This window comes from Kingella denitrificans ATCC 33394 (assembly GCF_000190695.1).
GTDB lineage: Bacteria > Pseudomonadota > Gammaproteobacteria > Burkholderiales > Neisseriaceae > Kingella_A > Kingella_A denitrificans.
The window spans coordinates 1,273,551-1,296,202 of the sequence record NZ_GL870929.1 but is presented as its reverse complement, the minus strand read 5'-3'; the positions used below and the strand labels follow the sequence as shown (position 1 = coordinate 1,296,202).

General features: G+C 54.8%; 28 protein-coding genes and 2 tRNA genes (1 of these 30 only partly in view). 16 read left to right on the top strand and 14 right to left on the bottom strand.

The window, feature by feature from the left end; translation table 11 throughout:
• The 3 genes from HMPREF9098_RS12085 to HMPREF9098_RS11185 form a co-directional block, all read left to right on the top strand.
• A tRNA-Arg gene (locus HMPREF9098_RS12085) sits at nt 1-62 on the top strand (it extends 65 nt beyond the left edge of the window).
• Between the two features lie 16 nt (nt 63-78).
• Nucleotides 79-153: transfer RNA gene (locus HMPREF9098_RS06515), tRNA-Glu, on the top strand.
• Between the two features lie 119 nt (nt 154-272).
• Complete coding sequence (locus HMPREF9098_RS11185; RefSeq protein WP_050781240.1) at nt 273-569, top strand: hypothetical protein; 297 nt, start codon at nt 273-275, stop codon at nt 567-569.
• Between the two features lie 78 nt (nt 570-647).
• On the opposite strand, the gene rfaE1 is transcribed toward HMPREF9098_RS11185, so the two are convergent.
• From rfaE1 to HMPREF9098_RS06500, 3 genes are all read right to left on the bottom strand, one after another.
• The gene (gene rfaE1, locus HMPREF9098_RS06510) at nt 648-1,592 is read right to left on the bottom strand and encodes a D-glycero-beta-D-manno-heptose-7-phosphate kinase (RefSeq protein ID WP_003783106.1); all 945 of its coding nucleotides are present in this window, start codon (nt 1,590-1,592) and stop codon (nt 648-650) included.
• A 268-nt stretch (nt 1,593-1,860) separates the two neighbouring features.
• The gene (locus tag HMPREF9098_RS06505) at nt 1,861-2,595 is read right to left on the bottom strand and encodes an SIMPL domain-containing protein (protein ID WP_003783104.1); all 735 of its coding nucleotides are present in this window, start codon (nt 2,593-2,595) and stop codon (nt 1,861-1,863) included.
• Between the two features lie 20 nt (nt 2,596-2,615).
• The gene (locus tag HMPREF9098_RS06500) at nt 2,616-3,416 is read right to left on the bottom strand and encodes an inositol monophosphatase family protein (RefSeq protein ID WP_003783103.1); all 801 of its coding nucleotides are present in this window, start codon (nt 3,414-3,416) and stop codon (nt 2,616-2,618) included.
• Nucleotides 3,417-3,586: 170 nt separating this feature from the next.
• On the opposite strand from HMPREF9098_RS06500, the gene rarD reads away from it, so the two are divergent.
• A complete protein-coding gene (gene rarD, locus HMPREF9098_RS06495; protein WP_040564810.1) occupies nt 3,587-4,495 on the top strand; it encodes an EamA family transporter RarD in 909 nt (302 codons plus the stop codon).
• A 121-nt stretch (nt 4,496-4,616) separates the two neighbouring features.
• Nucleotides 4,617-6,254, top strand: coding sequence for an ArnT family glycosyltransferase (locus HMPREF9098_RS06490; protein WP_003783100.1), 1,638 nt, complete (start codon nt 4,617-4,619; stop codon nt 6,252-6,254).
• 83 nt (nt 6,255-6,337) lie between these two features.
• Here the strand turns inward: HMPREF9098_RS06490 and HMPREF9098_RS06485 are convergent, their stop codons facing one another.
• The 8 genes from HMPREF9098_RS06485 to lspA all read right to left on the bottom strand — a co-directional run bounded on the left by HMPREF9098_RS06485 (nt 6,338) and on the right by lspA (nt 13,202).
• A complete protein-coding gene (locus tag HMPREF9098_RS06485) occupies nt 6,338-6,673 on the bottom strand; it encodes a zinc ribbon domain-containing protein YjdM (protein WP_003783098.1) in 336 nt (111 codons plus the stop codon).
• An 84-nt stretch (nt 6,674-6,757) separates the two neighbouring features.
• Nucleotides 6,758-7,093 (bottom strand): YnfA family protein, encoded by a 336-nt coding sequence (locus tag HMPREF9098_RS06480; protein WP_003783096.1) that lies wholly within the window; start codon nt 7,091-7,093, stop codon nt 6,758-6,760.
• A gap of 195 nt (nt 7,094-7,288) precedes the next feature.
• A complete protein-coding gene (locus HMPREF9098_RS06475; protein WP_040564326.1) occupies nt 7,289-8,194 on the bottom strand; it encodes a DUF4299 family protein in 906 nt (301 codons plus the stop codon).
• Between the two features lie 247 nt (nt 8,195-8,441).
• On the bottom strand, nt 8,442-8,885 hold the full coding sequence (locus tag HMPREF9098_RS06470; protein ID WP_003783090.1) for an EVE domain-containing protein: 444 nt from the start codon (nt 8,883-8,885) through the stop codon (nt 8,442-8,444).
• A gap of 131 nt (nt 8,886-9,016) precedes the next feature.
• Complete coding sequence (gene ilvD, locus HMPREF9098_RS06465; protein ID WP_003783086.1) at nt 9,017-10,876, bottom strand: dihydroxy-acid dehydratase; 1,860 nt, start codon at nt 10,874-10,876, stop codon at nt 9,017-9,019.
• A gap of 175 nt (nt 10,877-11,051) precedes the next feature.
• Nucleotides 11,052-11,471 carry a hypothetical protein gene (locus tag HMPREF9098_RS06460; RefSeq protein ID WP_003783084.1) on the bottom strand — a complete coding sequence of 140 codons (420 nt, stop codon included), beginning with the start codon at nt 11,469-11,471 and terminating at the stop codon, nt 11,052-11,054.
• 270 nt (nt 11,472-11,741) lie between these two features.
• Nucleotides 11,742-12,677, bottom strand: a complete 936-nt coding sequence (ispH, locus tag HMPREF9098_RS06455; RefSeq protein WP_003783082.1) for a 4-hydroxy-3-methylbut-2-enyl diphosphate reductase — start codon at nt 12,675-12,677, stop codon at nt 11,742-11,744.
• A 48-nt stretch (nt 12,678-12,725) separates the two neighbouring features.
• A complete protein-coding gene (gene lspA, locus HMPREF9098_RS06450) occupies nt 12,726-13,202 on the bottom strand; it encodes a signal peptidase II (RefSeq protein ID WP_040564325.1) in 477 nt (158 codons plus the stop codon).
• 154 nt (nt 13,203-13,356) lie between these two features.
• Between lspA and rpmE the strand changes: the two genes are divergently transcribed.
• The 3 genes from rpmE to HMPREF9098_RS06435 all read left to right on the top strand — a co-directional run bounded on the left by rpmE (nt 13,357) and on the right by HMPREF9098_RS06435 (nt 14,574).
• Nucleotides 13,357-13,578, top strand: coding sequence for a 50S ribosomal protein L31 (gene rpmE, locus HMPREF9098_RS06445; protein ID WP_040564809.1), 222 nt, complete (start codon nt 13,357-13,359; stop codon nt 13,576-13,578).
• Between the two features lie 68 nt (nt 13,579-13,646).
• Nucleotides 13,647-14,066, top strand: a complete 420-nt coding sequence (locus HMPREF9098_RS06440) for a CopD family protein (RefSeq protein WP_003783077.1) — start codon at nt 13,647-13,649, stop codon at nt 14,064-14,066.
• Between the two features lie 28 nt (nt 14,067-14,094).
• Nucleotides 14,095-14,574, top strand: coding sequence for a CYTH domain-containing protein (locus HMPREF9098_RS06435; RefSeq protein WP_003783075.1), 480 nt, complete (start codon nt 14,095-14,097; stop codon nt 14,572-14,574).
• 118 nt (nt 14,575-14,692) lie between these two features.
• Here the strand turns inward: HMPREF9098_RS06435 and HMPREF9098_RS06430 are convergent, their stop codons facing one another.
• Nucleotides 14,693-15,289 carry a Maf family protein gene (locus HMPREF9098_RS06430; RefSeq protein ID WP_003783073.1) on the bottom strand — a complete coding sequence of 199 codons (597 nt, stop codon included), beginning with the start codon at nt 15,287-15,289 and terminating at the stop codon, nt 14,693-14,695.
• 129 nt (nt 15,290-15,418) lie between these two features.
• On the opposite strand from HMPREF9098_RS06430, the gene HMPREF9098_RS06425 reads away from it, so the two are divergent.
• The 5 genes from HMPREF9098_RS06425 to plsX all read left to right on the top strand — a co-directional run bounded on the left by HMPREF9098_RS06425 (nt 15,419) and on the right by plsX (nt 18,338).
• Nucleotides 15,419-15,922 carry a YceD family protein gene (locus HMPREF9098_RS06425; protein WP_050781239.1) on the top strand — a complete coding sequence of 168 codons (504 nt, stop codon included), beginning with the start codon at nt 15,419-15,421 and terminating at the stop codon, nt 15,920-15,922.
• Nucleotides 15,923-15,956: 34 nt separating this feature from the next.
• Nucleotides 15,957-16,136, top strand: a complete 180-nt coding sequence (gene rpmF / locus HMPREF9098_RS06420) for a 50S ribosomal protein L32 (protein WP_003783071.1) — start codon at nt 15,957-15,959, stop codon at nt 16,134-16,136.
• Nucleotides 16,137-16,230: 94 nt separating this feature from the next.
• Complete coding sequence (locus tag HMPREF9098_RS06415) at nt 16,231-16,764, top strand: phosphoribosyltransferase (RefSeq protein WP_003783069.1); 534 nt, start codon at nt 16,231-16,233, stop codon at nt 16,762-16,764.
• A gap of 87 nt (nt 16,765-16,851) precedes the next feature.
• A complete protein-coding gene (locus HMPREF9098_RS06410) occupies nt 16,852-17,271 on the top strand; it encodes a hypothetical protein (RefSeq protein ID WP_003783067.1) in 420 nt (139 codons plus the stop codon).
• A 29-nt stretch (nt 17,272-17,300) separates the two neighbouring features.
• Nucleotides 17,301-18,338 carry a phosphate acyltransferase PlsX gene (gene plsX, locus HMPREF9098_RS06405; RefSeq protein ID WP_003783065.1) on the top strand — a complete coding sequence of 346 codons (1,038 nt, stop codon included), beginning with the start codon at nt 17,301-17,303 and terminating at the stop codon, nt 18,336-18,338.
• Between the two features lie 228 nt (nt 18,339-18,566).
• Here plsX and HMPREF9098_RS06400 read toward each other — a convergent pair whose 3' ends face one another.
• Together HMPREF9098_RS06400 and HMPREF9098_RS06395 are read right to left on the bottom strand one after the other, a co-directional pair.
• Nucleotides 18,567-19,769, bottom strand: a complete 1,203-nt coding sequence (locus HMPREF9098_RS06400; RefSeq protein WP_003783062.1) for a YihY family inner membrane protein — start codon at nt 19,767-19,769, stop codon at nt 18,567-18,569.
• The gene (locus HMPREF9098_RS06395) at nt 19,766-20,713 is read right to left on the bottom strand and encodes a LysR substrate-binding domain-containing protein (RefSeq protein WP_003783061.1); all 948 of its coding nucleotides are present in this window, start codon (nt 20,711-20,713) and stop codon (nt 19,766-19,768) included. The genes HMPREF9098_RS06400 and HMPREF9098_RS06395 overlap by 4 nt, the downstream gene beginning before the upstream one ends.
• Before the next feature lie 331 nt (nt 20,714-21,044).
• On the opposite strand from HMPREF9098_RS06395, the gene HMPREF9098_RS06390 reads away from it, so the two are divergent.
• The 3 genes from HMPREF9098_RS06390 (at nt 21,045) to secB (ending at nt 22,601) form a co-directional block, all read left to right on the top strand.
• Nucleotides 21,045-21,710 (top strand): OmpA family protein, encoded by a 666-nt coding sequence (locus HMPREF9098_RS06390; protein ID WP_040564324.1) that lies wholly within the window; start codon nt 21,045-21,047, stop codon nt 21,708-21,710.
• Nucleotides 21,711-21,820: 110 nt separating this feature from the next.
• A complete protein-coding gene (gene grxC / locus HMPREF9098_RS06385; RefSeq protein ID WP_003783057.1) occupies nt 21,821-22,081 on the top strand; it encodes a glutaredoxin 3 in 261 nt (86 codons plus the stop codon).
• 49 nt (nt 22,082-22,130) lie between these two features.
• Complete coding sequence (gene secB / locus HMPREF9098_RS06380) at nt 22,131-22,601, top strand: protein-export chaperone SecB (RefSeq protein ID WP_050781238.1); 471 nt, start codon at nt 22,131-22,133, stop codon at nt 22,599-22,601.
• Nucleotides 22,602-22,652 lie beyond the last annotated feature (51 nt).

The window sequence follows — 22,652 nt, the reverse complement described above, 5'->3', positions numbered from 1 at the left end:
TTGGATAGAGTATTTGGCTACGAACCAAAGGGTCGGGCGTTCGAATCGCTCCGGGTGCGCCAAGAATCTTTTTTATCCGCGCCCATCGTCTAGCGGTTAGGACATCGCCCTTTCACGGCGGTAACCGGGGTTCGATTCCCCGTGGGCGTGCCAGTTGTTAAAAACCCTGCTTTTTTAGCAGGGTTTTTGTTTTGTGTGTTGTTTGTGGAAATGTGCAGGCTGCTATGGCTGTTCGATTTTTGACAAGGTCTGCAAAAAAGAGGGGGAATGACATGCGCGATGATGATTTTTTTGAAGCCGTTGTGGCGGTTGGCGAACTCATGTCTTGGTTAAGTGTATTGTTTTGTTTTTGCTATCAGTTGTTTGGAATCGTGGATATTAACAATATCAGCTTCAGCTTTGCCGGTATAGCTTCTTTGCTGATTTTCATCGTTTTTTTCATAATACCGATGACCAGTATTATGGCCATAGTCGCTATACCTGCCAGTTTTATTTTTGCTTTTGTGTTTATGGGGGTCTTACATATTTTTTGTTCTATCGTCAGGTTTTTTCTCCGCAAGCGGTCGTGATTTTCCATTGTTTGTTAAACCGCTGCCCAAATTCAAAAGCAGCCTGCACTTTGTAATCTTGAAAGTGCAGGCTGCTTTTCACTTCGCCAGCGCGTTCTGCAATTCTTGTTGCGAACACACGGCGGTGCCCAGTTTCGCCACCACCACGCCTGCGGCGGCGTTGGCGATGTGCATGGCTTCGGGCAGGCTGTAACCGGCGGCAACGCATAAACCCATGACGGCAATCACGGTATCGCCCGCGCCGGAAACGTCATACACTTCCTGCGCGCGCGTGGGGTGGTGGTCGATTTGTTCGGCGCGGTACAGGCTCATGCCTTCTTCGCTGCGGGTGAGCAGCAATGCTTGCAAATCCAGTTCTTCGCGAAGTTTTTGCGCTTTGCCGATAAGCTCCGCTTCGTTCGCCCATGCGCCGGCGGCTTCTTTCAGTTCGCTGCGGTTCGGGGTGAGCAGGGTGGCGCCTTTGTATTTGCTGAAATCCGTGCCTTTCGGGTCGATGAGCACGGGTTTGCCCAAAGCGCGCGCGGCGGCAATCCAGTCGGCCACGGAATGCAGCACGCCTTTGTTGTAGTCCGACAGAATCACGGCATCGAAATCGGGCAGCAGGCTGCGGTATTGTGCGTCGATTTGGTGCAGGCTGCCCGGGTCGGGACGGTGCTCGAAGTCGAGCCGTATCAGCTGCTGCTGCCGCGACAGAACGCGCAGTTTCAGAATGGTGGGCATATCGGGGCTGCGCATCAGGTGGCTGCAAATGCCTTCCTGCCGCATCAGTTCGTCCAGCGTGTCGGCGGCTTCGTCGTCGCCCACCACGGAAAGCAGCGTGGCCTGTCCGCCCAGTGCGGCGATATTGCGCGCCACGTTCGCCGCTCCACCCGCGCGGTTGTCGATGCGGTTGATTTTGGCAATCGGCACGGGGGCTTCGGGGGAAATGCGCGACACGTCGCCAAACCAGTAGCGGTCGAGCATGACATCGCCCACCACCAGGATTTTGCTTTGGGCAAAGCGGGAAAAATCGACTTTATTCATAATGCTGGCCTTCGCGGGGTTCGGATATGGTGGATGAAAACCGCCATGATGCGGCGTGTGCTCGCCGCCTTGTCTCATGTTTATAGTCGATTAAAATTGCAATGATACGGCGTTGGCTCGCCTTGACGTACTATCTGTACGCCTTGCGGCTCGCCGCCTTGTCTCATTTTTATTTTAATCGACTATATTTTCATCTGCGATTAAATAGCGTTAAACAAAGTGCAGGCTGCTTTTTGGGGATGGGAAAAGCAGCCTGCACTTCGTTTCATCAATACATCTGTACCGATACGTGAATCGTTTGGCGGATTTCCTGCATGCCCGGGCTGACTTGGCCGATTTCCGCCGATTTGGTGCGTGCGCGCATCATGGCCGCTTGCGGGGCGGCGGCAAAACTGACCCCTTCGCCGAAATCCGCATTGTCGAACGACTGGTTGAATTGGATGCGCACGATTTTATAGCCCGAAAAGCCCAGCGTTTTGCTCATGTGCTGCGCGCGCTGCTGGAAGGTGCGCAATGCCGTGTCGCTGGCCTGGTTCACGGCTTCGGTGCGTTTGGCGGGCGATACGGAGAAGGTCAGCCGGTCCACGGAGGCATCGTTTTGGCTGTCGGCCACCAGTTTGCTCAACGCATCGAAATTGCGGCTGCTGATGCTCACGGTGGCGGTGTCCGTCCAACCGGTAATCACGCGGCGGTTGCCGTTGCTGTTATATTCGCTGTATTGCGGATAGGCGCTGCGGTTGCCGGATTCCACTTCAAACAGTTGCGGCGCGGCTTTGGCGCGGGCCAGCACGGCATTCAGGCGGCGGGTTACCGCGTTACTCACGGCTTGGCGCGATGTGCCGGTTTCCTGCACTTCCAGCACCACGTTCATGGTGTCGTTCGGCACGCGCACGCTGGCGGTTTCGTTGAAATCGACCAGATTGTAGTTCAGTTCGTTGGAAGCAGCCTGCACGGGCAGGGACAGTGCCAAAGCCATGGCGGCGGTGATGACGGATGTTTTCATTGCGTGTCCTTCCGTTGGGTTTATGCGGGGTGTTGCGCCAGGATTTTCAGCATTTGTACCAGCAGTTTGGGGTTGGCGGCAACGATATTGCCGCTGTTCAGCCAGTTTTGCTCGCCTTCAAAGTCGGTTACCACGCCGCCGGCTTCCTGCACAATCAGCGCGCCTGCTGCCATGTCCCACGGTTTCAGGTTGAATTCGAAAAATGCGTCGGTGCGTCCGGCGGCCAGCGTGCACAAATCGAGTGATGCCGCCCCTTCGCGCCGTGCGCCGGCGGTTTTCTGAATCATGGTTTTCAGGATGGCCAGATAGCGGTCGAGCATGGATTGGTCCACCACGGGGAAGCCTGTTCCGATGAGGCATTGGTTCAGTTCAAAGCGGCCGGATACGCGGATGCGGCGGTTGTTCAGCAATGCGCCTTGCCCGCGCGATGCGGTGTATAAATCATTGCGTTCGGGCGCATAAACCAAGGCTTCCTGCAACACGCCTTTGTGCAGCAGGGCAATGCTGATGGCGTATTGCGGATGGCCGTGCAGATAGTTGGTGGTGCCGTCCAACGGGTCGATAATCCATTCGTATTCGGCGCGTTCGTTGCCCAGCACGCCTGCTTCCTCGGTCAGGATGCGGTGCTGCGGATAGGCTTCCTGCAATGTGCCGACAATGATGTCTTCGGCCTGTCTGTCCACATCGGAAACGAAGTCGTTGGCGGCTTTGCTGTCCACGCGGACGGCAGAAAGGTTGTTCGATGCGCGCAGCATCAGGTCGCCTGCTTTGCGTGCGGCTTTGAATGCGGTGTTGAGGGCAGGGTTGAGTTGTTGTGACATAAAGGTTCCCATCGGGCGAAACATTGGTTGGAAGGTGCAGGCTGCTTTTTGAACGTTGGTTTGCCGAAAGCAGCCTGCACTTGGAAATTCAGCGCGCATTATACGTTTTTTTGGTCTTTACGACCATGCACCAAGCGCGTAGCATAACGGATTTTTCCGCACGATACGCGATGAACGACATTAAAAAAGGCGCATTGTACGCGCTGGTCTGTTATCTGATTTGGGGCGTATTCCCCCTGTTTTGGTATCCGCTCAACCAGTCCGACATGCCCTCCATACAGATATTGGCGCAGCGCATTGTTTGGTCGGCCGTGTTTGCCGGCGTGCTGCTCACGGTGTTCCGCCAATGGCGCGAAGTGGTGCAGGCTGCCTTGCGCCCCAGAATTTTGGGCATTTTCACCCTCACCGCCGTGTTGGTGGCCATTAACTGGCTGGTGTATTTGTGGGCGATTCTGAACGGCCATGTGCTCGATGCCAGCTTGGGCTATTTCATCAACCCGCTGGTGAACGTGTTGCTGGGATTCGTGTTTTTGCGCGAAAAGCTGAACCGCCTTCATGTGCTGGCGCTGTGTCTGGCGGCAGGCGGCATTGTCTGGCTGGCGGTGCCGGCAGGGCAGATTCCGTGGATATCCATCGTGCTGGCCGCCAGTTTCGGGCTGTACGGGCTGATTCGTAAAACCGCGCCCATGCCCGCATTGGCGGGGCTGGCATTGGAAACCTTCATTCTCGCCCCCGTGGCGCTGGGCTATCTGCTGCTGTGCTTTTGGGGCGGCACGCTGTATTTTTCGCAACTGAATGCGTTGCAGACTTCGGTGCTGTTGCTTTCGGGCGCGGCCACCACCATTCCGCTGCTGCTGTTTGCCGAGGGCGCGAAACGCATTCCGCTTTCGCTGCTGGGCATGTTGCAATATGTGTCGCCCACCTTGCAGCTTTTGCTCGGCATCGTCATGTTTCACGAGCCGTTGAACGGCGCGCGGCTGACGGGATATGCCTTGGTTTGGCTGGGCGTAGCCGTGTTCCTGACGGGCAGCTGGCGCGCGCACCGCCTGCCGCAACATGCCACCGAATCACACGAATAATATAATTGATATTGACGAAAACGGCTGTATTTGAACGGTTTCCAAGTGCAGGCTGCTTTTGCCGTTTTGCAGCGCACGGATACGGCGCCTTGCCGTGTCGAACCAACACAGGAGCCGCTTTATGCTGACCTACACCCCGAAACCCGTGACCGCCGTGCCGCGCACCAACGAATATCCGTGGCTGTTGCTGCTGCTGGTGTTGATATGGCTGTGGCCGGGCGTGTTCCAACACGATTTGTGGAAGCCCGGCGAATTGGGCGTGATGCAGGCGGTGGACGAAATGGCGGCGAATCCGCGCTGGCTGCCGACGCTGTATGGCGAGCCGTATTTCGGCGTGTCGCCGGTTTATATCCACACGGCGGCGTTTTTCCGCAGGCTGCTTTCGCCGTGGCTGACGGATGCGTATTCCGCCGCGCGCTTTGCCAGCGTGTTGTTCGGCAGCATCGGGCTTTTTGGCGCGGGCATGGCGGGCTACCGCTTCCTGGGCCGCCACCACGGCCGCAGCGTGGTGCTGATTTTAATCGGCAGTATCGGCCTGCTGCCCATTGCCCATTTCCTCGGCGCGCATTCGCCCACTTTCGCCGGCGTGGGTTTGGCGATGTGGGGCTATGCGATTGCGCCGCGCCAGGCCGTGTTCGGTGCGGTTTGGCTGGCATTGGGCGCGACGCTGGTGTCGCAGTCGGCCGGTTTTGCGGCGGCGTTGCTGTTGCTGCTTGCAGGCAGCCTGCAGTTTCTGTTCGCCCCTTGGCGCACGCCGCGTTATTTTGCCTCGCATTTGGGCGCGTGGTGCATGACGCTGCCGCTGCTTACGCTATATCCGCTCGCCCTGTTTTTAACCGCGCCTTCTGAATTTTCCGTTTACCTGCAACAGCATTTGTTCGGCAGCTACGGCGGCACGCGGCAGGTGCAGGCTGCTTTTCAGTTGGGCTATTACGCCACGCACAGCCTTTGGTTTGCCTTCCCCGCCTGGCCGCTGGCGGTGTGGACGCTGTCCCGCAAGCACCAAAGCGGCAGCCGCGTGCAGACGTGGGTATTGAGCTATCTGGTTTTGTTCGGGCTGTTTCTGGCCTGCAATCCGGAGCGCAACCAAGACCTGCTGGTGCTGGTGCTGCCGCCGTTGGCCTTGTTGGGCGCGGCGCAGCTCGACCGTTTGCGGCGCGGCGCGGCGGCGTTCCTTAACTGGTTCGGCGGTGCCGTGTTTGGTGCGGCGGCCTTGTTTTTGTGGATGGGTTTCGTTGCCATGAATTACGGCATTCCGGCCAAGCTCGCTTCCCGCGCCATTTATTTCAGCCCGTATTACACGCCCGCCGCCAACACCGCGCACATGGCCGTGGCGCTGCTGTTCACCGTTATGTGGCTGGTGGCCGTTACGCGTAAACGCATCCGCGGCCGTCAAGCCATCACCAACTGGGCGGCCGGCATCACGCTGGTGTGGGCATTGCTCATGACCTTGTTTTTGCCGTGGATAGACGCCGCCAAATCGTACCGCCCGCCCATCCAGCAACTTCGGCAAAGCCAGTCCGCCGTGCTACAACGCATTGCCGCGCGCGAAGAATGCGTGTCGATTTCGCCGCAGCACTTTGAAGCACGGCACGCATGGCAGCAATATGCCGCATTGCCGTATCAAACCGAACCCGGCCGCTGCCGCTATATTTTCGCGCAATACAATCCGCAGCAAACCCGCCCCGAACACACCGTGCTGTGGGAAGGCGCGCGCCCACGCAGCAAAACCGAACATTTGGTGCTGCTGCAACGCTAATCCGCCACGCAAACCAAGTGCAGGCTGCTTTTCGGGTTTTAAAACCTTCAAAAGTAGCCTGCACTTTTTCAAAGCCCTTTTTATCAGGCTTTTTTCACAAATTCCGATTTCAAATTCATCGGCGTGCCGTCAATTTTGCAACCGATGTCGTGGTCGCCTTCTTGTAGGCGGATGTTTTTCACTTTCGTGCCTTGCTTGATGACCATGCTGCTGCCTTTCACTTTCAAGTCTTTAATCAGCACCACGGTGTCGCCGTCGTTCAGCACCGCGCCGTTGGCATCTTTCACCACGGCCGCTTGTTCGCCTTCATTGTCCGTATCGTGTTCCGGCCATTCGTGGGCGCATTCGGGGCAAACCAGTTGCGTGCCATCGTGGTAGGTCAGTGAAGACTGGCATTGGGGGCAGTTGGGATAAGTCATTTGTGTTTCCTTTATATATCAAATCAATAGAAAAAAATGGTTGGCGGATGACGGGTGCAGGCTGCTTTTTGTATTACTTTCGGCCTATGCACGGCCGCCCCAGGCAATGACTGCCGCGCCGCACAAACACAAGGCCGCGCCCAGCCAGTCGCTGGTTTTGGGCAGCACGCCGTCTGCAACGCGCAGCCAGAACAAGGCGGTGACGATGTACACGCCGCCGTATGCCGCATAAATCCGCCCGCTGGCAGCAGGATGCAGGGTGAGCAGATAGGCAAACAGCGCAAGGCTGGCGGCGGCAGGCAGCAGCAACCACGCGCTTTTGCCCTGCCGCAGCCACAAATAGGGCAGCCAGCAGCCGATGATTTCGGCCAGCGCGGTAAAGAGGAAAAGCAGCAGGGTTTTGAGGATTTGGGTGTTCATGGGTGATTGGTCGGGTGCAGGCTGCTTTTTGGGCGTTGAAAAGCAGCCTGCACTTTTTCATTTTATTGGAGCGGGTGCTTTCAGGCGGCCTTTGAGGATATGTTTTTTATTCGGCGCGTGGTTTTCTGCCTTAACTGGTTTTGGCGCACACTGAAAAATATCGGCATAAGCCAAAATCGGATTATCTGTTGAAGATTATTCCATACCCAGCTGCGCCAATTCGTCTTCCGTGAAGGCGTCTAACAATATATAGGCGGCATCAATGAAACGGTATTTTTCTTTTGGCAGCCGTGCAATAAAGGTATCGTAGGGCAGTTCGGTAAATGAACCGTTGGTGCTGTTGCGCAGGACGAGCAGCCAACGGCTGATGTCGGTATTGGGCAGGTTCATGGCGGTATCATATTCTATTTCCGGCCGATAAGGCAGAATGGTCGGCAGATTGGGGCTTAAGGTGTAGAAGCCGATATATTCGCCCGAATCGTTTTCCCGTGCGATGATTTGTTGTGCGGAATAGGCATCCAGCCATTGGATTTCCCGCATAAAGCGGCTGAAGGCTACCAGCGGGTCTTGGTCGGCCAGAATTTTTTCGCGAAGCTCTTTATTCAGGGCTACGGGGCGGGTAACACCGCACAGTTTGTAGCCGAGTAAATCTTCTTCGCCTTCAAAAGGCACTATGGATATGCCGGTCTGTATATTGGGTTTGAAATCGAAGGTTTGGATAGTGTCGGCGGTGAAGGTTTCACCGGTTTCGCAGGTAATCGGTTGTTTGAGCGCGCGGGCTAAATCAGCCAAATATTGTAGGGCGATTTGCCAGTCTTCCAAAGTGCTGGGCGTGAGTTGCCGCACAGCGTATTCCTGTGTGTCTTTATCAAAGGATAGCTCAAGTCCCCTGCCGCTTTTTTCGTTCACGCCAAGCAGCAGGCATGCGAAATCGGAGAGCGGTCGGGCTTGAAATTGTTGTAAATCAAAATTTTTATCGTGTTCGTTAAATGAAAATTGTGCCAACGGCTGCGATGAAAGCTGGAAACACTCTTGCACCGTCAATACAGGTGCGCGGCGGAATAGCTTTTTGGGGTTTTTTATATAGAAATAAATGCTCATCGGAATATCTTTTCTAAATTTTAGTGGCATTTAGCCGCTATTTGTAGGCAGCCTGCACAATGAAATTGATTCAGGCTGTTTTAAGTTTTCAGACGACCTCGGATTTTTTGTGACTGTTAAACGGCAAAATGGTCGTATCCGCCATCGATTTTTGCGCAGGCGCGTTGGGGTGTGGCTTCACGGTCGCCTGCCGTACCTTCGGTGCAAATGGTGCCGCCAGCCTGCAACAGCAGCACTTTTACCCGCCTTACAAAAATCCCTGTTGTTGCCAGACCGTGTCGGGCGGCAACTGCATATACGTCCGCACAAAATCAAAGAAATCGCGGCTGATTTCAAAATGTCCGTAACGCAGCATGGAGGCGTATTTTTTCCATTCGGGATGTGTGCGGATGATGTCTATCGGGCAGTTGCGGCGGGTTTCGGCATACTCCACATTGCGGCGGAAGGGGATGAAGGTCTCGCTCATTTGGAACGGATAGGCGGTATCGTCCGTAATTTGGCCGAATGCGGTAAAGGCTTGCAGTTTTTCCGCGCCGTCCATGCAGATTTTCGGGCTGTAATAAAGCAGCCAGTCGCCGCACCTCATGCGGTTGAGCGGTGCGGCTTTGCCGTGGCACACTTGGCAGAACCCGCCTGACACGCCGCGCAGGACGTGTTCTTGGGATACGGTGCCAATCCAATATTTTGTCATTGTTGTCTTTCTATCGGTTACGGATTTGAAGCAGCCTGCACTTGGATTTTCCGAAAGTGCAGGCTGCTTTTTAGGTTTCAGACGACCTACGATACCGTATGGTCGTCTGAAACCTTTATTGCCGTACTGTTTTACCGTTCAATTTGCGATACGTCGCGCACCGCGCCTTTGTCGGCGGAAGTCGCCATTGCGCCGTAGGCGCGCAGGGCGGCGGAGACGTAGCGGTCGCGGTTTTCCGGTTTCCACGCTTTGCTGCCGCGTGCTTCCATTTCGGCGCGGCGGGCGGCTAGTTCTTCGTCGGACACTTTCAGGTTGATGCTGCGGTTGGGGATGTCGATTTCAATCGTATCGCCTTCGTACACCAAGCCGATGGCGCCGCCTTCCGCCGCTTCGGGTGAAGCATGGCCGATGGAGAGGCCTGATGTGCCGCCGGAGAATCGTCCGTCAGTCAGCAGGGCGCAGGCTTTGCCCAAGCCTTTGGATTTCAGGTAGGAAGTCGGATACAGCATTTCCTGCATGCCCGGGCCGCCTTTCGGGCCTTCGTAGCGGATGATGACGATGTCGCCGGCGACGATTTGGTTGCCCAAAATGCCTTCGACGGCGGCTTCTTGGCTTTCAAACACGCGGGCACGGCCGGTGAATTTGAGGATGCTCTCGTCCACGCCTGCGGTTTTTACCACGCAGCCGCGTTCGGCGATGTTGCCGAACAAGACCGCCAAACCGCCGTCTTGCGAGTAGGCGTGTTCGACATTGCGGATGCAGCCTTTTTCGCGGTCGAGGTCGAGGGTTTTCCACATGCGGTTTTGCGAGAACGCTTGGGTGGTGCGTACGCCGCCGGGCGCGGCTTTGAAGCGTTCGATGGCGTGGGTGTTTTCGGGATTGGTTACGTCCCATTGTTCAATCGCGTCTTTCAACGTCGGCGCGTGGATGGTGTACACGTCGGTGTGCAGTTTGCCCGCTTTGTCCAATTCTTTCAGGATGGCGAAGATGCCGCCGGCGCGGTGCACGTCTTCCATGTAGTAGTCGTGGTTGTTAGGCGCGGTTTTGCAGATGCAGGGGACGACGCGGCTTAAGCGGTCGATGTCGGCCATTTTGAAATCCACGCCCGCTTCGTTGGCAACGGCGAGCAAATGCAGGATGGTGTTGGTGGAACCGCCCATGGCGATGTCCATGGTCATGGCGTTTTCAAACGCTTTTTTGGTGGCGATGCTGCGCGGCAACACGGTTTCGTCGTCTTGCTCGTAATAGCGTTTGGTGATTTCGACAATCATGCGGCCGGCTTCGAGGAACAATTCTTTGCGGCCGGCGTGGGTGGCGAGGTAGGAGCCGTTGCCGGGCAGGGACAGACCGAGTGCTTCGGTCAGGCAGTTCATGGAGTTGGCGGTGAACATGCCGGAGCAGGAGCCGCAGGTCGGGCAGGCGTTTTGTTCGACTTCTTCGACCTGTTGGTTGCTGACATTGTCGTCCGCCGATTCAATCATGGCGTCAATCAAGTCCAAGCGGCGTTCGGGCTGGATGTTGGCCACGCCGATGACCTTGCCCGCTTCCATCGGACCGCCGGAAACGAAGATGGTCGGGATGTTCAGGCGCATGGCGGCAATCAGCATTCCTGGGGTGATTTTGTCGCAGTTGGAAATGCACACCAGCGCGTCGGCGCAGTGGGCGTTGACCATATATTCGATGGAGTCGGCAATCAAATCGCGGCTGGGCAGGGAATACAGCATGCCGCTGTGCCCCATGGCGATGCCGTCGTCGATGGCGATGGTGTTGAATTCTTTAGCGATTGCGCCGGCTTTTTCGATTTCGCGGGCAACCAGTTGGCCCATGTTGTGCAGGTGAACATGGCCGGGCACGAATTGGGTGAACGAGTTGGCAACGGCGATGATGGGCTTGCCGAAGTCGGTTTCCATCACGCCGGTGGCGCGCCACAATGCGCGTGCGCCCGCCATATTGCGGCCGTGGGTGGAGGTTTTGGAGCGGTAGTCTGGCATGGTTGTGTCCTTGTTTATTGTAGATAAAGCGGGTGTTATTGTAAGACGAAACGGGCTGTCTGTGAGAGAAAAATGCGGATTCGTGTGGCAGGGCAGGGTGCAGGCTGCTTTCGGGCAATGAAAAAGCAGCCTGCACTTTCACAATCGAAGTGCAGGCTGCTTTTGGGTTTCCTCATCAGCGGGAGAAGTGCATGCTGTATGTCGCGCCGGTAGACATGCGGCAGCTGCCTGTGCCCACGGTCGGCGAATTCATGGTGTAGTCGCAGGAGATGTAGCGTCCGCTGGCGGCTGCACCGTTGGCTTTGCCGGAGCGCGAGCTGGTGTTGCGTGTCGCGTCGCCCGTGAAGGATTCGCCGGCAATATAGGAGGAGAACGTGCCGTGTCCGTTTTGGTCAATGCTCACAACGGCTTGGGCAGGGCCTTGCTGTTGCGCCACGGCGTTGGTGGGATACAGGCGCACCTGCATGGAGTTGCCGCCGGTACGCACACCTCCCGCATCGCCGACGCGGACGGTGGAAGATGCAGGCACCACATAACAGCCGGTCAATACGGCACCCAAAGCGGCCAACAAAAGCACATTTTTCATGGGTTTCATGATTGTCTCTCCAAAAATTAACGGTTGCCCTGAATCACAACGTCGGAGCCTGGTGCAGGCTGCACGATATAGCACGCGGCCAGGCTGCCTGCGCATACGGCGATTAAAGTGTAACGAATCATTTTGGTCAGCATAGGTTTTCTCCACAAAGGAAAGTTAAATTGAAATAATGCAACACCGTTAACGGTAAGGTTCCGCTAACGTGGTCATCATGCCACAGGCCTTTGTTAAGAAGCAATAAGCGAATATTAAATTTGGCGGACGCTTGGTTTATTTTCGTAATTCCTTGGGCAGCACGAAGACGATGCTCTCTTCAATGCCTTCGCCTTGTTCGATGTGGTCGATGTCCCAAGCGGTCAGCCGGTCGATGACGCCCTGCACTAGCACTTCGGGCGCGCTGGCACCGGCGGTCAGCCCCACTTTGCGTTTGCCGGCGAACCATTCGCGCTGCAAATGTTCGGCGTTGTCCACCATATAAGCCTCCACGCCGCGCACGGCCGCCACTTCGCGCAGACGGTTGCTGTTGGACGAATTGGGTGAGCCGACCACAATCACGACGTCGCATTCGTCCGCCAAATCTTTCACTGCTTTTTGGCGGTTAGTGGTGGCGTAGCAAATGTCTTCTTTGTGCGGATTTTTAATGTGCGGGAAACGTTCGTTCAGCGCTGCGATAATGTCTTTGGTTTCATCGACCGACAATGTGGTCTGGCTGACATACGCCACTTTTTCGGGATTGGCAATGTGCAGGCTGCCTACGTCGTCCACTGTCTGCACCAGCAGCATCCTGCCCGGCGGGAGCTGCCCCATCGTGCCTTCCACTTCCACATGGCCGGCGTGCCCGATCATGATGATTTGATAGCCCTGTTCGTCCAAGCGTGCCACTTCTTTGTGGACTTTGGTCACCAGCGGGCAGGTGGCGTCGAACACGCGGAAACCGCGCTCTGCGGCTTCGGCCTGCACCGCTTTGCTCACGCCGTGGGCGGAATATATCAGCGTTGCGCCCGGCGGCACGTCGGCCAAATCGTCAATAAACACTGCGCCTTTTTCGCGCAGGCCGTCCACCACGAATTTGTTGTGGACCACTTCGTGCCGTACATAAATCGGCGCGCCGAATTCTTCCAGGGCGCGTTCCACAATGGAAATGGCGCGGTCAACGCCGGCGCAGAAGCCGCGCGGATTGGCCAGCATGATGGTTTTTGGGGGCATGGTTGCGTCTTTCTTCGGAAAATGGGAGGGTGCAGGCTGCTTTCGGGCTTATGCGGCCTTCTTTTTGTGGCGGATGCTGTCAATCACCAGCAAAACCGCGCCCACGCAGACAAAGCAGTCGGCAATGTTGAACACGGGGTAATGCCAGTTTTGCCAATACACCAGCAGGAAATCCACCACTTTGCCGTAAGCGAAGCGGTCGATGACGTTGCCGAACGCGCCGCCGATAATCATGGCGGCGGCGAAATTACCGGTTTTGCCTAGCTCGCCTTTGCGGATTTCGTTGCCTAGCCAGCCGCTGATGGCAAACGCAAGCAGCATGAACAGATATTTTTGCCAACCGCCCGCGCCCGCCAGAAAGCTGAATGCCGCACCGGGATTGTACACCAGCGTCAAATCGAAAAAGCCGGGGATGATATTGAGCCGTTCCGCGAATTGGAAGTGCGCCAGAATCCACAGTTTGCTGATTTGGTCGAGGACGAGCGCGGTAACGGCGGTGATGAAATAGGGGAGGTATTTCTTCATGTGCAGGCTGCTTTTTGGGGAGTGTGAAAAAAGGCGGTATTGTACTATAAATTTATCGCGGCACTTGCCAAATTGCGTAAAAACAAGGATAATGCCGCGCTTTATCAATGAAGTGCAGGCAAAACCCCTGCGCCCGCTTTTTAAGGAAATCCAAATGAAACAAGATATTCATCCGACTTACCACGAAGTGAACGTGACTTGCTCTTGCGGCAACAAATTCACCACGCAATCTTCTATGGAAAAAGAAAACTTCAACATCGAGGTTTGCTCCGAATGCCATCCGTTCTACACCGGCAAACAAAAAATCGTGGATACCGCCGGTCGCGTGGACAAATTCAACCAAAAATTCGGCAATATGTTCAAACGTTCCGTTTAATACGGTGTTGCCCAAACATCCGCTCCTGCTTTGGGGCGGATTTTTTTTAGCCGCTTTTGGAGAACGCAATGTTTCTTTGGCTGAAATTTTTTCATATATTTTTTATTGTGGCGTGGTTTGCCGGCCTGTTTTACCTACCGCGCATTTTTGTGAACCTGGCCATGGCCGAAGGGGAGGGCGAATACGCGCGGCTGCTGCTGATGGCGCAGAAACTGTACCGCTTCATGCAGCCTTGGTGCGTCGGCGCGCTGGTATGCGGTTTGGCCATGCCGCTGTTTGCCATCGGTTTTGCGCCGTGGGTGCATGCCAAAATTGCTGTGGCGCTGCTGCTGCTGGGGTATCATGTGTGGTGCAGCAGGCTGCTGGCACGGTTTGCGGCGCGGCGCAACACGCATTCCCACCGCTGGTACCGCGTGTTCAACGAGCTGCCCGTGTTTTTGCTGCTGGCCGCCGTTTATTTTGCTTTGTTTAAACCGTTTGGAAACTGAATTGTGATGAAAGTGCAGGCTGCTTTTTATGGCGCAAATTGAAATCGAACGCCGCTTTTTGTTGAACAGCGATGCATGGCGTGCCGCGGCGGGTGCGCCCGAAGTGATGCAGCAGGGCTACATCAGCGTGGCAAAGGAATGCACGATTCGCGTGCGTGTGTCGGGCAGCCGCGCGTGGCTCACGGTGAAGGGCTATATTTCCGATGTGAGCCGGCACGAGTTCGAATATGAAATCCCGTTGGCCGACGCGCAAACCATGTTGGCGACCGTGTGCCCGTTTAAAATCGAGAAGCACCGCTACCGCATCGCGCACGAAGGCTTTGTATTTGAAATTGACGAATTTTTTGGCGACAACGCGCCGCTGGTGGTGGCGGAATTGGAGTTGCCCGATGAACATGCGCCGTTCCCGAAACCCGATTGGCTGGGCGCGGAAATCACCGAAGACGGCCGCTTCACCAATGCGTATTTGAGCAAGCATCCGTTCGGCACTTGGGCGGACGAAGTTTGACCGTGTTGCCGAATCAAAAAAGCAGCCTGCACCCGATTATCCGAAGTGCAGGCTGCTTTTATCATGGTGCCTTACCTTATTTTTATTTTCATCCGCTTATAGACTGAAAATGAACGGGTTATTCGCCTTCGGTAAGCACATCGAACCCCAACCGTTGCAGACACGACACCAGCCAGAACAGCGGCAGGCCAATCAGCGCGTTCGGGTCTTCGCTGTCGATACGCCACAGCAAAGCCGCGCCCAAACCTTCGCTTTTTGCTGCGCCCGCACAATAAACGGCATCGGGTTCGCGCGCCAGATAACGGCGGATTTGTTCGTCCGACAACACGCGCATCTGTACCACGGTGGTGTCCACATGCGTGTGCAGGCTGCTTTTTGCCGTGTCGAGCACGCACGCCGCGCTGTAAAACTCAATGCGCCGCCCCGATAATTCGCGCAACATCTGTTCCGCATTGGCAACACTCATCGGCTTGCCCAACTGCCGGCCGTTGCACCACGCCACTTGGTCGGCCCCGATAATCCAATGCTGCGGATAAATCTCCGCCAGCGAGCGCGCCTTGCCTTCGGCCAAACGCAAAGCCGTGTCGGCCGCGGATTCGCCTGCCAGCGGCGTTTCGTCAAACATCGGCTTGGCCGCGGTGAAAGGAATGCCCAGCGTGCGCAGCTGCTGCTGACGGAACACGGAAGTGGACGCCAAAATAATCGGTGTATTCATGATGAAGCCTTTCTGGAGAACGGTGCGGCGGACACAAAAGCAGCCTGCACCCTGTTTGGGCGGTTGACTGCGGATAAATCGCGTAAAAAGATTGACTGTAAAGCCATAAAATTATATCATTCCGCGTTTATGTTAAACCGAATATTGATTGACCCCCAAGCGTTTGCGCTCAAAAAAGAACGTCTGCACGGCACGGTTGCCCTGCGGGATTTGGACGAGCGGACATGGTCGCACGATATTGCCGATTTGTCGTCCGAGCTGGCATACACGCTGACAGGCTCGACCGACCGCTGGCAACGCCCCGTGCTCACGCTGGCTTTGTCGGGGCGCGTACCGTTGCAGTGCCAACGCTGTATGCAGCCGATCGAAAATTTCGAGCTGGACGAACACGTGCCGATTGTGCTGTTTCCCACCGAAGCGCAGCTTGACGAAGCCATGCTGGCCGATGAAGAATTGGAAGGCATGCTTTCCGCCGATGAATTGGACGTGTTTTCGCTGATTGAAGACCAAATCCTGATGGCTTTGCCGTTTTCACCCCGGCACGAACAATGCGGCAATGCCGACTCGGCCGCCGTCAATCAAAGCAAACCCAATCCGTTCGCCGTTTTGGCAGGTTTGAAAAAATCGGACTAACCTTATATTCCACTTTATTTTTTAGGAGCTTGACATGGCTGTTCAACAAAACAAAAAATCCCCTTCACGCCGCGGTATGCACCGTTCGCACGATGCGCTGACCGCGCCTGCACTGTCTGTGGACAGCGCCACCGGCGAAGTGCACCGCCCGCACCACATTTCGCCAAATGGCATGTATCGTGGCCGTAAAGTGATGAAAGCCAAAGGCGAGTAATCGGATGATTCCGAAAGCCAGCGATTGCGCGTTTGCACTATCGTCTGGCTTTTATTGTTTGGATTTTGCAGTTTGAATGTGAAGGAGCGCTGCAATGGTTAAGAAAATCTGGTACACCTATGACGATATCCATAAAGTGGTCAAACAAGTGGCCGAAAAAGTGCAAAACAGCGGCGTGAAATACGATGCCATGATTGCCATTGGCGGCGGCGGCTTTATTCCGGCGCGTATGCTGCGCTGCTTTTTGGATATCCCGATTTATGCGGTCAGTACGGCGTATTATTTGGGTGAGACGAGCGATGAAACGGCGGACGAAATCCAAAAAGTGCAATGGATTGACCCGATTCCCGAAAACATCGTCGGCAAAAACATTCTGGTGGTGGACGAGGTGGACGACAGCCGCATCACGGCCGATTTTGTCTTGACCGAATTGCAAAAAGAAGGGTTTGCCGAAATCGGTTTTGCGGTGATTCACAACAAACTGAAAGAAAAACAAGGCACTATTCCCGAAGGCGTGCATTATTTTGCCGGGCTGGAAGTGAATGATTTGTGGATTAACTATCCCTGGGATGCTGCTGATATCGAGGCGCACAATGCGCGCGCCCAGCATTCGCAGGCAGAAGCCTGATGCGAAAAAAGCAGCCTGCACTTTGTTCTGCAGAGTGCAGGCTGCTTTTGTGCAAAATTATCCCGTTATTTAAGAAAAGAGAGTATCGTGTCCACTCATGCCCTGAATTTCAAACGGCTGTTTCTTCTGTCTGCCGCCGTGTTGCTGTTGGGCGGTTGCGCCACCACCGTCCGCATACACGACACCGTGCGTTGGCGCGGCAAAGATGTCAGCGAGTTTATTGTGGAGCGCGCCGGCCGTATGCCGGATATTGTGCGTTATAACTGTGTGAAGAATAAAGAAGTTCGCAATCTTTATGCCTGGCGTATCGCGCTGTACGATGTCCGTCAGGCGTATGTGGGCCAGCAGGGCAATGTGCAGTATTACCAGAATTACAAGTACTATACTGGGGAGCACACCTACCGTATCGTTGTAACCGACACGGACGGCACGATTATTTCCGTGCGCGACACCGCATTCGGCAATGCCGATAAAGAATACGGCTGCGAAGAATACCGCCAGCGGTAATGATTGATTGAAAAGAAAAATGGATAGTTATGATAACGTTAGCCGTTGATGCAATGGGCGGCGATGTGGGTTTGGATGTGACCGCTCCTGCCGCCGCCGCATTTTTGAACCGCCAACCGGATGTGCGGTTGCTGATGGTGGGCCATCAAGAGCAGGTGCAGGCTGCTTTGGCATCGGCCGGCGCGCCTTTGGACCGCATCGAAATCGTGCATGCTACCGAAGTGGTGGCGATGGACGAAGCGCCTCAGCACGCATTGAAAAACAAAAAAGATTCGTCCATGCGCATTGCCATCGAGCAAGTGAAGGGCGGCAAAGCGCAGGCGGCCGTGTCGGCGGGCAACACCGGCGCACTGATGGCCACGGCGCGTTTCGTGCTCAAAACCCTGCCGCACATCGAACGGCCCGCCATTGCCAAATTCCTGCCGGCGCAGGGCGGCCACTTGACGCTGATGCTGGATTTGGGCGCGAACGTGGATTGCAGCGCGGAACAGTTGTGGCAGTTTGCCGTGCTGGGCAGCGAATTGTTCAATGCGCTCCACTCGCAAAAGCAGCCTGCACGGGTCGGCCTGCTCAATATCGGTTCGGAAGACATCAAAGGCACGGAAGTGGTGAAGCAGGCATTCGGTTTGCTGAAAAGCAGTTCTTTGAATTTTATCGGTAATGTGGAAAGCAACGAGATTTTCAGCGGCGGGGTCGATGTGGTGGTGGCGGACGGCTTTGTCGGCAATATCGCGCTGAAAACGATGGAAGGTACGGTCAAATTTATCGGCGGTGCGATTAAAGAAGAGCTGAACCGCAACTGGCTGACCAAGCTGGGCGCGCTGGGTGCGCTGCCTGCGTTGGGCGGCTTCAAAAAACGGCTCGACCCGCGCCGCTTCAATGGGGCGATTTTCCTGGGGCTGCGCGGCGTGGTGATTAAAAGCCACGGCGGCACGGATGCGGTGGGCTTTGCCTATGCGCTGGACGAAGCGTATCACGAAGCGCAATCGAACAGTTTGGAACGGATTGCGGCCGGCGTGGCGCAGCGTTTTGCCACGGCGGAAGCGTCGGACGGGCAGCCGCAATAGTGGATTAAAATAAAAATGAGACAAGGCGGTGAGCCGCAAGGCGTACAAATGGTACGTCAAGGCGAGCCAACGCCGTATCATTGCGATTTTAATTCACTATAAAAGCAGCCTGCACTTTGATGGAAACAAAAAAACGATGGTTTTCCAATGAATGGGAACGCCATCGTTTTTTGCTGTGCAGGCTGCTTTTTGGGTGCGTGAAAGCGTCAAAGCAGCCTGCACGCCGTATCATTGCTGCCGATAAAGTTGCGCGATATTGACGTGCAGCGGTTGGCAGCATTCGGTCATGCGCTCGTTGAGCAAGGGGTTTTGCGGTAGGGCGTTGCGGCGGTACACGAAATGGTGGAACAGGTCGGACAGCCAAATCTGCTCGGGGCTGGTTTTCAGCAGCCAGCCGCGTTTGCTTTCGGTAACGTATTGTATTTTCGCCAAACGCAGCAGCAGGATTTCGATTTGGCTGCGGCCGATGGGCAGTTGCTGGTGCATGGCGCGGAGTGTGAGCGCTTTGCCGTGTTGTTGCGCATCTGCGAGCAGCAGCAAAATGGCGATGATTTGGTTGAACACATGGTCCGGCTGCTGCATTTCGTCCTGCTGGCTGTGCCAGTCGCCGATGCAGGCGATGACCAGCGCGCCGCTTAAAATGATGAGCCACAACAGGTTAAGCCACACCAGAAAAATCGGAATGATGGAAAACGCGCCGTACACGGGGGCATAACTGTTGAAATGGCTGATATAGATACCGAAGCCGTATTTGGCGGTTTCCAGCAAAAGGCCGATGATGAGTGCGCCTGACACGGCGTGCAGCAGGGGGACGTGGCAGTTCGGCACAAGGCGGTAGAGCAAGAACAGGAACACTGCGTTGCCCAGCACGTTGCCGACAAAGTGCAGGCTGCTTGAAAAGAAATAGTCGGTGTTTTGGGCCAAACCGTAAGCAGACACCGACAGGCTGATGCCGACCAGTAGCGGGCCGATGGTGAGCAGCGCCCAATAAACGGTCAGACTAATCCACCACGGGCGGCCGCGCTGGACGCGCCAAATGCGGTTCAAGGTTTGGTCGATGGTCTGAATCAGCAGCAATGACGTAACCACCATCACGGCAATACCGAGCGCGGTCATGCGGACGGCCTGTTCTTTAAACCGGTCCAGATAATCCGCGATGGCAGATGCGCCGCTGGGGACGATGATGCGGTGGACCAAATCCATGAAGTGGGCGGAAATGTCGCCGAACATGGGGAAGGCGGCCAATACAATCAGGATGACGGTGAGCAGCGGCACCAACGCCAACAGCGTGGTGAATGTGAGGCTGCCTGCGGTTTGCAGGATGTTGGCTTCGTTGAAGCGCTGCGAAACAAAGCGCAGGAAGCGGCAGGGCGTGCTGCACCATAAACGGTGCAGGAAACTGTGCAGGCTGCTTTTGTGCGGCGCGTTCAAATGGAGAAATCCTCCACCGCAGGGGCAAACAGGAGTTTTCGGACGCGGTCGTGCGTTAAATCCGGATGCAGCCATTGCAGGAAATCGTATTGGTAATGGCGCAGCAGCGCGTCTTCACGCAGGGCAACGTGGTATTCGGTCGGCTCGAACAGGGCGGCAACGTCCAGCAGCACCAAATCGCCGTCCTGCTCCGGCAGATAGGCTTGTGCGTCGATTAACGCCACGCCCAAGCCGAAGCGCACATAATCTTTCAGCAGTTGCGCATCGTCCGATTCCAAAGCAATGTGCAAATCGTGCATCCGCGCCTTCAATGCCGCACGCGCCGCAGACGAAGTGGATTGGAACGCGAAACTGTATGCCAACAAAGGATGCGCCGCCAAATCCGACCACGCCACCGCAGGCAGCCTGCACAAATCATGCCCGGCCGGCACCAATAACCCGTACCGCCAAGTGCCGCAGGGCAGCAGCTTCAGATTGTGTATGCCCGCCGGCATATCTTGGCCGATGGCAAAATCCACTTCGCCGTTGCGCACCCATTCCGCCATTTGCGCCGGCGTGCTTTGGCGGACGGAAAGCTGCACATCGGGATAATGCTCCGCCATCTGTTTCAAAGTAGCCTGCAAACGGAAACGCGCCACATGATGCGTTGCCGCAATATTCAGCACGCCTTGGTGCGCGTCCGAAAACTCATCGCCGATGTGCTTGATATTCTGCACATGGCGCAACACCTGTTCCGCCATTTCCAGCACCGACAAACCCGCAGGCGTTACTGCCACAATACGTTTGCCGCTGCGGATGAAAATCTGCACCCCCAGTTCGTCTTCCAGCAAACGGATTTGCTTGGAAACGCCCGGTTGCGAAGTAAACAAAGCATCCGCGGCTTCCGACACGTTCAAATTGCGGCGGAACACCTCCACCACATAGCGCAACTGCTGCAATTTCATAGCGTAAATATCCCAAAATCAAGGGGTGTAAATGTAGCACGCCGCCCCGAATAAAGCAAAATGGCAGGCTGCTTGTTAAAGTGTCGCAAATTTGCAACAAAAAAATAAGTTAAACGCAATAATATATGACAAAGCAACCCAGTTTGGGCATTATAGCCGAACGACTTATGGCATAAAACCGTCTTTCTATTGACAGCACCGCCGTAAATTCTTTATAGTAGGCAACGTTTAAATTTGGGTCTTTATCTGCTTTATGTAGCGGAAGCCTGAATCTATGTCAGTGGCAAATCCAAATTTGCTACTAATCATTTTTTTTGATGAGGGAATAACAATGACTAAACATGTTAAAGCAAGCGCACTGATTGTAGCTTTGTTGGCTTCTACTGGTGCTATGGCGCACGGAACCCACGGTTACACTGTTAGCGAACAATCTGGTGAAGTTGTTCGCAACAACTACGGCGAATGCTGGGAAAACACTTACCTGAATAAAGCTGAAAACGGCTTGGTGGAATGTGGCGACCGTGCTCCTGAAACCGCACCTGCTCCTGTGGTTCAACAACCACAATACAGAACTGAAACCGTATCTCTGAACAGCAACTTCCTGTTCGGTTTCGATAAAGACACTCTGCGTCCTGAAGCAATTGAGACATTGAACCAATTGGCCGCACGTTTGGGTGACAGCAACGTACAATCTGCACGTGTTGAAGGTCATACTGACTTCATGGGTTCAGAGCAATACAACCAAGCATTGTCTGAGCGTCGTGCAACTCGAGTGGCTAACTACTTGGTTGAACGCGGTGTTCCTGCCAGCAAAATCTCTGCTGCAGGCTTGGGTGAAAGCCAAGCTCGTATGACTGCTTCTTGCCAAGCTGAAGTGAACAAACTGGGTCGTCGCGTATCTCAAGCTAAACGCCGTCAAGCGTTGATTGCTTGTATCGAGCCAGATCGTCGCGTAGACGTTCACATCACTTCTTTGGTAACTCAAGAAGTTCGTTAATTCAGATTGTTCAAACACTATCTGGTGTTGTGAAATAAATTGAAGAAAAACCAGATTCTTTATTTTGGAATCTGGTTTTTTTCTATTTCCATGATTGAAATCAGAAGAATATGCCGCACATTAAAATGTACACGGGTGCTTTTTGCCCGTATTGCACTATGGCAAAACAATTATTTCGGCAAGTGGGTGTGAGCGAGATTGAAGAAATCCGCGTGGATAAAGAGCCGGAACAGTTTACGGAAATGCAGCAGCTTACCGGCCAGCGTTCTGTGCCGCAGATTTTTATTGGGCAGACGCATGTCGGCGGATTTACCGATTTATATGCTTTGCATCAGAAGGGCGAGTTGCTTGCGCTTTTGTCGGCAGAATAAATTTATCAACCAGCTATGAAAATAGCGTTTTATCGAAAGAAGTATGATTATGAGCGAAGAACAAGTTCAAACGACTGCGCCTGAGCAGCAAAATCAACCTGTGTTCAGCATTGAAAAACTGTATGTGAAAGATTTGTCGCTGGAAGTGCCGCATGCGCCGCAAATTTTTCTGGAAGCGGAAACGCCGGAAGTGGATATGCGTATCAGCACAGAATCCAAAGCGGTTGAAGAAGGTTTTTACGACTGCAATCTGACCGTTACGGTAACGGTGAAATTGGCGGACAACCGTGTGGTATTTTTGAATGAAGTCACCCAATCGGGTATTTTCCGCATTGAAAATGTGCCGGAAGAAGATTTGAAAATGCTGCTGGGTATTGCCTGCCCGAACATCCTGTTCCCGTATGCGCGCGAAGTGGTGTCTTCCACTATTACGCGTGCGGGCTTCCCGCCGGTATTGTTGGCGCCGATCAATTTTGACGCTATGTACCATCAGGCACAGGAAACACCTGCGGCCGAATAAACGGCTGAATAAAAAGCAGCCTGCACTTTGGAAATGGAAGTGCAGGCTGCT